4 protein-coding genes and 1 pseudogene are annotated in these 9,118 nt (G+C 72.6%); 2 read left to right on the top strand and 3 right to left on the bottom strand.

Annotated elements, in window-relative coordinates; all coding sequences use genetic code 11:
* The first annotated feature begins 565 nt into the window (after positions 1-565).
* Positions 566-1,552, top strand: a complete 987-nt coding sequence (locus tag AB0L21_RS39260) for an alpha/beta hydrolase (protein WP_365711466.1) — start codon at positions 566-568, stop codon at positions 1,550-1,552.
* Positions 1,553-1,895: 343 nt separating this feature from the next.
* Here the strand turns inward: AB0L21_RS39260 and AB0L21_RS39255 are convergent.
* A pseudogene (locus AB0L21_RS39255) lies at positions 1,896-2,033 on the bottom strand (alanine--glyoxylate aminotransferase family protein); the annotation flags it as partial.
* A gap of 17 nt (positions 2,034-2,050) precedes the next feature.
* On the opposite strand from AB0L21_RS39255, the gene AB0L21_RS39250 reads away from it, so the two are divergent.
* Positions 2,051-4,933: a LuxR family transcriptional regulator gene (locus AB0L21_RS39250; RefSeq protein WP_365788732.1), complete on the top strand. Its 2,883-nt coding sequence runs from the start codon at positions 2,051-2,053 to the stop codon at positions 4,931-4,933.
* 88 nt (positions 4,934-5,021) lie between these two features.
* Here the strand turns inward: AB0L21_RS39250 and AB0L21_RS39245 are convergent, their stop codons facing one another.
* Together AB0L21_RS39245 and AB0L21_RS39240 are read right to left on the bottom strand one after the other, a co-directional pair.
* The gene (locus AB0L21_RS39245) at positions 5,022-7,808 is read right to left on the bottom strand and encodes an AAA family ATPase (RefSeq protein WP_365788731.1); all 2,787 of its coding nucleotides are present in this window, start codon (positions 7,806-7,808) and stop codon (positions 5,022-5,024) included.
* Positions 7,809-8,009: 201 nt separating this feature from the next.
* Positions 8,010-8,819 (bottom strand): alpha/beta hydrolase, encoded by an 810-nt coding sequence (locus AB0L21_RS39240; protein WP_365788730.1) that lies wholly within the window; start codon positions 8,817-8,819, stop codon positions 8,010-8,012.
* Positions 8,820-9,118 lie beyond the last annotated feature (299 nt).

Genomic DNA, 9,118 nt, shown 5'->3' with positions numbered 1-9,118 from the left:
CTCGTACTGGATGTACTTGGGTCGGGGCCCGGTGCGGCGAGAGTGCGTGCATGGCGTCGCGCGGCAGACGGGAGTTTGACGACAGGGCCTAGGTGCCGCCGCGGCCGAAACGGTCTCGGTCACGCCGCCTCCGCCCAGCCACAGGTCCGTCTCCACCGGCCCGGGGCTCATACTGGTGCCGCGCGGCCCGCGCGGGCCAGTTGACGGAGCCGGTGTTCACGATGGAGCCCCGAGGCCGGCCGTCTGCCCGGGTCCGCGCCGCAGCGACCACCTCGGCGCCCGCAGCCGCCCGTGCCTGCGCCACCGCGAGGCCGGTGCCCTTGCTCGGACCACCGGTGACCACGGCCGTCCGGGTCCCTTCGGTCGACCGACTGCGACGCCACTGACCCGGGGGCCGCCGCCTCGGGGTGCGGTCGAGGGGTGCGCGGAGCGGCAGCTTCGCCGGACCGGCACGCCGGCGAGGCCTTCGCCGCCCACCGGACCCCCTTGCGACGGACCGGGTCTCCGCCGAGGAGCAGTCGGTCGACCGAAGCCGGGAGCCGAAGGGTTTCTTAGCGTCCCGGTCATGACGACCTTCACGAATGGGTTCGCCCGCACCGTGCTGCGGGCCGCGCTCGCCCTCCTCCTCGCCGTCCTGAGCGTCGGAGCAGGTCCCGCCTCCGCCGGCGTCCGCCAGGGCGGCATCGCGGCCGTCCCGCCCCCGGGGTTCGCTGAGCACCGTGCCCAGGTCAACGGGATCACCGTCGACTACGTGCGCGGTGGCCACGGTCCCACGCTGGTGCTGCTGCACGGCTATCCCGAGACCTGGTACGAATTCAGGGCCGTGCTCCCCGCCCTGGCCCGGCACTTCACCGTGATCGCGCCGGACCTGCGGGGCGCAGGCGGCAGCAGTGCACCCGCTGCCGGCTACGACAAGGCGACCATGGCTGAAGATCTGCACGCACTGCTGGTCCGCCTGGGGCTGCAGCATGACATCAACCTGGTCGGCCACGACATCGGCACCATGGTCGCCTACTCCTATGCCGCCCAGCACCCGCAGGACGTCACCCGGCTGGCGCTGACCGAGGCGCCGATACCGGACCAGGGTGTCTATCAGTTCCCCGCCCTCACCCCCGGCGGTCCCGGGGTGTGGAACTTCGGCTTCTTCAATGTCACCAACGGTCTCCCGGAACAGATGATCAAGGGCCGTGAGCGCACCTGGGTCGACTTGTTCATCCGCATGTTCGCTGTTCACCGCGATGCCGCGGCGGACCCGGACGCGGTGCGTGCCTACGCCCGTGGGCTGAGCGATCCAGCGCATCTGCGGGGCAGCCTGGAGTGGTTCCGGGCGCTGGGCCAGGACGTCGCGGACAACGCCGAACGGGGACGGACGCCCCTGCCCATGCCGGTCCTCGCCGTGGGCGCCGACCACAGCCTGGGTCAGAGCGTCCCGGACCAGGTGCGCCGATACGCCACCCACGTCCAGGGTGTGGTGCTGCCTGACTCGGGTCACTGGGTGTTCGAAGAACATCCTCAGGACATGACGAACCTGCTGCTGCAGTTCCTGTCCTGAGGTCCGGGGAGGGGGCTGGGCGGGAAAGCTCCCAGCCCCCTCCGGCGGCTCCGCCCCACGGCACTTGGGACAGGTGTCCCGTTGCCCGGCCCGCCGGGCCCCACCCTCATTGCGGACGCCGCACAGGTCCGCCCGCAGCGCCTTCGTCCAGCGCCCGCAGCGGATACCGCACGCTCTGGCCGGTCTCGTCACGCGGCTTCGCGACGGCGCCCCCGGCCTGCTTGCGCGGCCGTACCCGTCGAGCCGGGCCCCGACGCCCGCGAGCGCTCGGCGCAAGGCCGTTCCGACTCAGCCGAGCAGGTGCTCCGCCTCGTTCGGCGCCGGTTGACCCGGATCGCCTCCCGGCCAGGGCGCCGCCACCCGCGGCCAGCGGCAGGGAGGGGTCGGCCGCCACAGCGCGGGCCACCAGGTCGGAGGCCACCACACCGGACGGCACCCGGAGGGTCGTGGCGACCGGCGTCGCGTCCCTCTCCTCGTGCACGTCGGCCAGGTGGCTCCGTGAGCACTCCGGCTACGGCCGGCAGGCAGAGCCCCACGAGTTCGGCAGCCCCGCGACGTGCCGCTACGTATGCTGGCCGAGTCGCTGCGGAAAGGGGTGTCCCACTCGTGCACGTCGCTGATACACCCACCCACTTCCTGGGGCGCGACCGGGAACTGTCGCTCGTGCGACGCGTCTGGGACGCACTCCCGGAAGCCGGCACTTTTCTGCACGTGAGCGGTCCGCCGGGGATCGGTAAAACGGCGCTGCTGCGCAGGTGCGCCGAGGAGGCTCCGGAACGCGGTCTGCGTGTGCTGCGGGGCGTTGGCAGCCGGGCCGAACAGGCACTGCCCTTCGCGATCCTCCACCAACTGCTGCGTCCGTTGCTGCCGGCCGCCGAGCACCTGCCGGCCGCCCAGCGTGACGCCCTGCTCGCCGCGTTCGGCATGGTCGAAACGGTGCGGCCGGCCGAGCCGGCCCGCATCGGACTCGCCGCCCTGGAGCTGCTCTCCGAGAGCGCCGCCCGGCGTCCGGTGCTCGCCGTCGTCGACGATCTGCAGTGGGCCGACCCGTCCAGCCGGGAAGTCATCGACTTCGTCTCCCGGCGCCTGGCCGCAGAGCCCGTCGTTCTGATGGTGTCCACCCGCGAGGCTCCGCCCCACAGCCCCTCCGGGGACGTTGAGCGGGGCCGCGTGCACCTGCCGCTGGCTCCGCTGGATCGGGCGGACGCCGGCGAACTACTCACGCGGCACGCGCCGGCGCTGTCCGCGGACGACCGCCTGCGGGTGCTGGGCCTGGCACAGGGCAACCCGCTGGCACTTCTCGAACTGCCGGCGTCGGCCCGCTCGGCGCTCCCGGTGACGGGCGCGGTTCCGCTGACAGAACGCCTCCTGCACGCCTTCGCCGACCGGCTGGCGGACTGCTCTGCGAGGTCCAGGGTGATCCTGCTGGTAGCGGCGATCCAGGACAGCGACCGCTGGGACGAGACCGAACGGGGCGCGGAGCTGCTCCTGGGCGGTCCGCTGCGCGCAGCGGACCGGAGGGACGCCGTCGGCTCCGGCCTGCTGGACATCGCCGAGGACACGGTGAGGTTCCGCCATCCGCTGATGCGCTCGGCTGTCGTCCACAGTTCCACCTCGGAAGCCGTGGCCGCCACACACCGTGCCCTGGCCAAGGTGCTCGCCAGGGACATCGACCGGTCCACCTGGCACTGGGCCGCGGCTCTCGACCGGCCGGACGCGGCCGCCGCCGACGCGCTGGAGGCCACTGCCGACCGAGCTCTGTCCCGTGGGGCGCCCGCCCTCGCCCAGACCTTCCTGGAGCGCTCGGCACAGCTCACCCCGCAGGACGCCGCGGGTGGCCACCGCCTGCTCCGCGCCGCCGAAGTGGCCTTCGAGCTGGGCCGTCCCGACACCGTCAGGGCGCTGCTCGAGCAGGTGCGCACTCGACCGCTGCCCATGGAGGACACAGGCCGCCTGGTCGCCTTGGAGGCCGCGTTCGACGACGGTGTGCCAGGCGGCGAACGCCTCGTGCACCAACTGGAGCAGGCAGCGGCCGAGGCTGTGCGCGCCAGAGACGACAGCCTCGCCGTCAGTCTGCTCATCCGCGCCGCCCGCGCCTGCTACTGGGGAGCGACACGCGACGCTGCGCTGCTCGGCCGACTGCGTTGCGTGGCCGACGAAGTGAGTCTGAGCCCCGGGGACGCGAGGCCCGTACTGGTGGACGCCTTCCTCTCTCCGTTCGCCCGCGGCGCGACGATCGTGGATCACCTGAACCGGTGGACGGACCGACCCGGCAGCGACCCGGCACTGACCGGCCTCCTCGCCATGGCCAGCTTCGTCAGCGGTTCCTTCGAGCACACCGTGCCGCTCACCCAGGCCGCCGAGGCCGGACTGCGGCGGCAGGGCCGGCTCGCCGCGCTCACCCAGGTGCTGGTGTTGCGCACCTTCGCCGCCCTCTACCTGGGGCAGTGGGACCTGACAGCCACCGGCGCGGACGAGGCCCTGCGCTTCGCCCAGGAGACGGGACAGACCACCTGGGCTGCGTGCGCACGGCTGGGCCTCGCCAACCTGGCAGCCGTTCACGGTCGCCACCGCCTCGCCATGCGCCTCCTCGGCCAGGTGCAGGAGGCGGCAGTGATCAGCGGCAACGTGTCCGTGGCCAACGGCATGCAGCTCACCCGGGGCCTGGCGGCGCTCGGGCAGGAAGACCAGGGGATGGCCTACGAAGAGTTCAGCCGGATGCTCGATCCGACGGACCCGGCCTACCAGTCACCGCAGTGCGCCTGGGCCCTGGACTACTTCGCCGAGGCCGCTCACGGCGTCGGCCGCCAGGCCGAGGCCCGGGCGGTCGTCCGGCAGGTGGAGAAGCTGGCCCAGGGCACCCCCGCCGGCGGGGTGCAGCGCGCACTGGCGCTCGCCCACGCCCTGCTCGCCGAGGCGGACGAGGCACCGGCGCGCTTCGCCGAGGCGCGGCTGCGCTGTGCGAGCGGTTCCCCCTGGTACCGGGCGCGGCTGGACCTGGCGGAAGGCGCCTGGCTGCGCCGGCACTATCGCATCGCCGAAGGACGGAAGCTGCTGCGTGCGGCACAGCGGGCTTTCGACTTGCTCGACGCCCCGTCCTGGGCCGCACGCGCCGCCCGGGAGCTGGCCGCCACCGGACAGACCGTGGACCGGCGGCGTCCCGGCCTCTGGGCGGCCCTGTCCCCCCAGGAACTCGAGATCGCCCGCCTCGCCGGACAGGGCCTGTCCAATCGGGAGATCGGCGAACGCCTCTACCTCTCGCACCGCACCGTCGGCTCCCACCTGTACCGCCTCTTCCCGAAGCTCGGTATACAGAGCCGCGGCCAACTGGCCGCCGTCCTCGCGTCGTCGGAGGAAGAGCACCAGGACCGAGCGGACTGACGGCACTCAGCATGTGTGCCGCCCCACCCGGAAGCGCCGCAGGCCGGAACCTGTGTCCGGCCGAAGCGTCCGGCGTCGATGCCGGGCCCTACAGCACCTTGAGCGCCTCGGCGAGCTGGGCACGGGCCGTGATGCCCAACTTGGGGAAGATGCGGTAAAGGTGCGAGCCGACCGTACGCGGCGACAGATACAGCTGTTCCGCGATCTGACGGTTCGACAGGCCGTCGGCCGCGAGCCGGGCGATCTGTAGCTCCTGGGGCGTCAACTGCTCAACGTCACGCTGCGGTGCGGCCGGTGGCCGCTGGCCGGCCGCTCGCAGCTCCGCGCGGGCCGACTCGGCCCAGGGCCGGGCGCCGATCACCTCGAAGACGGCCAGTGCCGCCCGCAGCGGACTGCGTGACTCCGTGCCACGCCGTCTGCGCCGCAGCCAGCTGCCGTACGCGAGGTCCAGCCGTGCCCGAGGCCAGGGCCAGCGCACCAGGTCGGCCGCGAGAGCCCGCTGGAAGGCCTCCTGGGCCTCGTCCTCCTCCGCGAGAACCGCGTCGGCGTACTGGAGGTTGATCTGGAGCAGGGCGGCGGGACAGTCGCCCCAGCCGCGCCGTGCCCCTGCGAGGATCTCCCGCGCCTCGGCCCGCCGTCCCACCCGGGCGGCCGCATCGGCCAGGAAGCCGACGCCGCCGAAACTCTCGCGCTGGTTCCAGTACGGACCACTGGTGTCGAACAGGTCCGCCAACGCCGCGTACGACTCCTCCGCGCGTCCCTCCACCAGCAGGGCGATGCCGCGCACCAGCTGGGCACAGGCGAGCAGATCGTCGATGCCCTTGGGGAGCAGCTGCTCCTCCACTTCGTCGGCAAGACGCAGAGCCGTGCCGCTGTCCCCGCGCAGGGCCGCGACCTTGGCATCGCCGACGAGGGTCCCGGCGGACCAGATGGGCTGACCGGTGTCGACCGCCAGCCGGTGCCCCTCCTCGGCCGCCTGTGCGGCCAGGAGCCAGTCGCCGACGTCGAGGCGGACCTGGACCTGCATGCCGAGAACGTGCGGCAGCAGTCCGAGCCGTCCCTGGGCGCGCAGCCGGGCCTCGGCCCGGTCGAGGTAGTCGGCCGCGAGCGCGGTCTCGCCCACAGCGTGCCCGGCCATGCCGAGCAACCGCAGGTTGTCCGCCTCGGCGGTCAGCTCGGCGTCCTGCCCGGCCCGCACCAGCAGTCGGCGCACTTCGGCCGCTTGGCGAATCGGATCGGCGACCGCGATGGCCGCGACGTAGCGGGGGTCGCCTTCGGCCCCGGGCAGGCCGCGTGTCACTGCCACCACCCGGGACCGGGCGTCCCGACCGGGCTCGGCCCACCAGCAGCGCAGTGCCGCACCGAGCAGCAAGTTGAGCGCAAGGGAGACGTCCCCGGCAGAGGCGGAACGTTCCGCCACAGCGCAGAGGGCCAGCACCGGGGCGGCATCCCCCGGCACGCCGTCCTCGAAGATCTCCTCCAGCCAGGTCATCCGCGCCCGCTCCAGTTCCGGCAGGTCCTCTCGCGCGGCGGTACCCAGCAGACGGCGCACCAGGTCAGCCCGGCCGAGCCCGAAGCCGTGCTCCGCCGCGAGCAGCAGCCGCCGTGCGGCATCGGCCGGATCGGGAGACAACTCGGCGGCACGCTCCAGCATCTGGATGGCCGTCAGGGCGGAACCACGCTGGAGCGCCAGCAGGTGGTTGGTCTCCAGCCGGGCCGCGACCACCTCGTCCGGGGCGTCGAGCGCCAGCGCGTGGTGCCAGGTCGCACGGTAGGGGTCGTCGGTGAGCAGCCGGGCCAGCGCTTCGTGCGCGGATCGCAACCGGTGCGGCGTCGCCGCCTGCAGCACGCCGGAACGCACCAGCGGGTGGCGGAAGCGCACGCGCATGTCGTCGAAGCGTATGAGCCCGGCCCCGGCCGCCGGCTCCAACGCGTCCGTGGTCAGCCTTCGGCCGTTCAGCAGGGAGGCGGCTGCCAGTATCTCGGCGAGTTCGTCACCGGAGTCGACAGCGGCGACCAGGACCGCGTCGCGGGTGGTCCGCGGCAGATCACGTAGCCGCCCGACGAAGGCACGCTCCAGCCGCCCGGTGAGCGTCAGCCCGGCGCTGGGGGCCGTGGAGCCCTGAGCGAGGGCATCCGGGGCGGCGGCCGGCCAGGCGGTCGACAGCTCCACGAGGGCTAGCGGATTGCCCTCGGCACCGGCGAGGATGCGCCCCCGAGCGGCCGGATCGAGATCTGCGCGGACCCGCCGGAGCAGGGCCGCGGCGTCCGACTCCGTGAGCCGCCCCAGGTCGAGGCGGGCGAGGTCAGCCGGGGCGGGCCGCTCTCCGGCGTGTGTGCGCGACGTGGCCAACAGCACCACCGGGTCGTATCCCAGGCGCCGGGCGACGAAGGCCAGGGCGTCGGCGCTGGGCTGGTCCACCCATTGCAGGTCGTCCACGCACACCAGCACCGGCGCCTCGGCCGCGGCCTCGGCCAGCAGGTCCAGCGTGGCCAGGGCCACCAGGAAAGGCTGCGGCGCGGGCCCCTTGCGCAGACCGAGTGCGGTCAGCAGGGCCCTGCTCTGCGCAACGGGCAGGTCCGCCACCCGGTCGAGCGATCCGGCGAACAGTTGGTACAGGCCCTGGAACGGCACCTCGGCGGATGCCTCGGAGCCGGCCACCGTCAGCACGGTGAAGCCGGACTGCTCGGCCTGTCGCTGTGCGGCACTCAACAGGCTCGTCTTACCGATCCCGGGCTCGCCGGCGAGAACCAGAGCCCCGCCCCCCGCCGACAGGAGCCTCCCGATGATCCGCAGTTCCGCGTCCCTGCCCACCAGCATCCGTGTGCCAGAAGAGACGGGGGCGCCCGACTGGACGCGTTCCGCACCACCCATGCCCGGATCATACGTTCCGACGTCACGCCCATCATCTGCCAACGGCTGCCGCGGCGCCCGGCGACGGAGGGAGACGCGCCGGGCCTGCGCTTCGGTCCCGGCCGGGCCCCAGTACGGCGATCAACAGGGGCGGAGGCTACGACGAAGGCATCATCGAAAACCCGGGACCCGACCAGGCGCCCCGGTGGGCGAGGAAGCGGGCTATCCGACGTGGCGCACGGCGTCGAGAACGATACGCACAACCGCCTGCGGGTGCGACACCATGACGGCATGCGAGGAGTCCACGTACGCGACGTGGGCACGCGCACGCTCTGCCATGAACCGCTGGCCTGCAGGCGGAATGGCCTTGTCGTTGAGCGTGACGAGGTCCCAGGACGGTATGGTCTTCCACGCCGGATCTCCGGATGCCTCGGTTTCGGCGGTGTAGGACAGGGGTCTCTGCGTGGCGGCCATCACCGAGGCCTCGGAGGCGGAGACGTCGGCGGCGAACACCTTCTGGAAGTCCTGGGGCTTGATGTAGATGTCCGCGTCCTGGCCGCCCGGCGCGGACGGGTTCGGGGCCGGACGCGTCAGGGTCGTGCCGGGGCCGAGCAGCGAACCCGGGTACTTCTGCGGGTCGAGTACGGTCGCGATGCTTTCCCCCGCGTCGGGCACGAATGCCCCTACATAGACCAACGCCTTGACGTTGTCGACGCCTCGGGCCGCGTTGGTGATGACCGCGCCACCGTAGGAATGCCCGACCAGCACGATCGGTCCGCTGATCGTCCGCAGAACCGAGCGTATGTAGTCAGCGTCGCTGGACAGGCCCCGCAGCGGGTTCGGTGCCGCGACCACTGGATAGCCGAGGCGCTGGACAGCCGCTATGTCCGTCTTCCAGCCGCTGGAGTCGGCAAAGGCTCCGTGTACGAAGACGATCGTGGGCTTGGTGGTGACGTCCGCGCTGCTGCCCGCGGTCGCCACCGCGCCGGCCGTGGTCGGCAAGAGGACGGCGAGGGCCGCGCTGAAGGTCATGACGGGGTACATCCAGCGTCGTCTGAGCGGACGAAGGCGAACGGGCATGGCTTTCCCTTTCCCGGAGTGGGGGAGGACCCCTTTTACGAGTGAGCCGGACGGCAGCGAACTTTCTCGCCACGTCCCCGACGGTAAGGAGACAGACTCATCACCGACTTCCGTCATGTGACTGCTCCCACCTCCTGAGCATGTGGACCTAGGCCTTGTCGTCAAACTCCCGTCGTCCGCCCGGAGGGCGGGCCGCGCGGCGTCAGGTGCGTGCTCTCGGCGTGCCGGGCCCCGGCCCTCGTACTGGATGT

Source organism: Streptomyces sp. NPDC052721 (assembly GCF_040678315.1).
Taxonomy (GTDB): Bacteria; Actinomycetota; Actinomycetes; order Streptomycetales; family Streptomycetaceae; genus Streptomyces.
Note: the sequence above shows the minus strand (reverse complement) of the source record. Positions and strands in the feature narration are given on the sequence as shown.

Bases quoted from the DNA above. Each gene is read 5' to 3' on its own strand.
- AB0L21_RS39260 (WP_365711466.1), top strand. From the start codon at position 566: ATGACGACCTTCACGAATGGGTTCGCCCGCACCGTGCTGCGGGCCGCG.
- AB0L21_RS39245 (WP_365788731.1), bottom strand. From the start codon at position 7,808: ATGGGTGGTGCGGAACGCGTCCAGTCGGGCGCCCCCGTCTCTTCTGGC.
- AB0L21_RS39240 (WP_365788730.1), bottom strand. From the start codon at position 8,819: ATGACCTTCAGCGCGGCCCTCGCCGTCCTCTTGCCGACCACGGCCGGC.